General features: G+C 38.6%; 1 protein-coding gene. It reads left to right on the top strand.

The window, feature by feature from the left end:
- Nucleotides 1-46 precede the first annotated feature (46 nt).
- Nucleotides 47-1,084 carry an alcohol dehydrogenase AdhP gene (adhP, locus tag AC1DTM_RS27530; protein WP_002012687.1) on the top strand — a complete coding sequence of 346 codons (1,038 nt, stop codon included), beginning with the start codon at nucleotides 47-49 and terminating at the stop codon, nucleotides 1,082-1,084.
- Nucleotides 1,085-1,176 lie beyond the last annotated feature (92 nt).

The raw sequence follows: 1,176 nt of genomic DNA, 5'->3' as shown, positions 1-1,176 counted from the left end.
GAGATAAACTCATTAAAACTCTAAAACACTAAAGGGGAGATCACATATGAAAGCAGTAGTAGTTAATAAAAACAGCAAAGCAAATATTGAAGTTATTGAAAAAGAATTACGTCCGTTACACTCGGGTGAAGCGCTAGTAGATGTAGAGTATTGTGGAGTTTGCCACACTGATTTACACGTTGCGAATCATGATTTTGGAAACACCGATGGCCGCATCCTTGGTCATGAGGGTGTAGGTATTGTTACTAAAATTGCTGATGATGTTACTTCACTAAAGATAGGTGACCGTGTAAGTATTGCATGGATGTTCCAATCTTGTGGACGTTGTGAATATTGCGTAACGGGGAGAGAAACATTCTGCCGTGAAGTGAAAAATGCTGGTTATTCAGTAGATGGTGGTATGGCTGAACAATGTATTGTTACAGCTGATTATGCGGTGAAGGTACCAGAAGGATTAGATCCTGCTCAAGCATCATCAATCACATGTGCGGGCGTAACTACATATAAAGCTATAAAAGTATCAGACATTAAACCTGGTCAACCTATCGTAATCTATGGTTGTGGTGGATTAGGTAACCTAGCTATTCAATATGCTAAAAACGTATTTGGTGCAAAGGTAATTGCAGTAGATATCAATGACGACAAATTAGCCTTAGCAAAAGAAGTTGGTGCTGATATGACTATCAATCCGATTTCTCAAGGTCCTGCTGATAAAATTGTTCAAGAGGAGTTTGGTGGTGCTTATGCTGCTGTAGTAACAGCGGTTTCTAAAGTAGCCTTCAACTCAGCAGTTGATGCAGTACGTGCTTGCGGTAAAGTAGTTGCGGTAGGTTTACCAGTAGAAACTATGGATTTAAACATTCCACGACTTGTATTAGACGGGATTGAAGTAGTTGGTTCTCTAGTTGGTACTCGTAAGGATCTGGAGGAGGCATTTATGTTCGGCGCAGAAGGAAAAGTAGTGCCAGTTGTTCAAACGTGTTCTCTAGATAAAGTACAAAATGTATTCGAAGAAATGGAACAAGGTAGAATTCAAGGACGTATGGTAATCGATTTTAAACAGCATAATTGTGATTGTAAATAATTCACTTTAAATATAAAAAGCATGAGTCTAGCAAAGGACATTTAAAAAAGTTAGACGGCATAAAAAAGATGATCCCTCGTATTCAATAGGGA

Source organism: Bacillus sp. P4_D3, from assembly GCF_056401855.1.
This window is presented reverse-complemented; position numbering and strand designations above follow the sequence as displayed.

Excerpts from the sequence above, each read along its gene's own strand:
- adhP (WP_002012687.1), top strand. The coding sequence starts at position 47 with ATGAAAGCAGTAGTAGTTAATAAAAACAGCAAAGCAAATATTGAAGTT.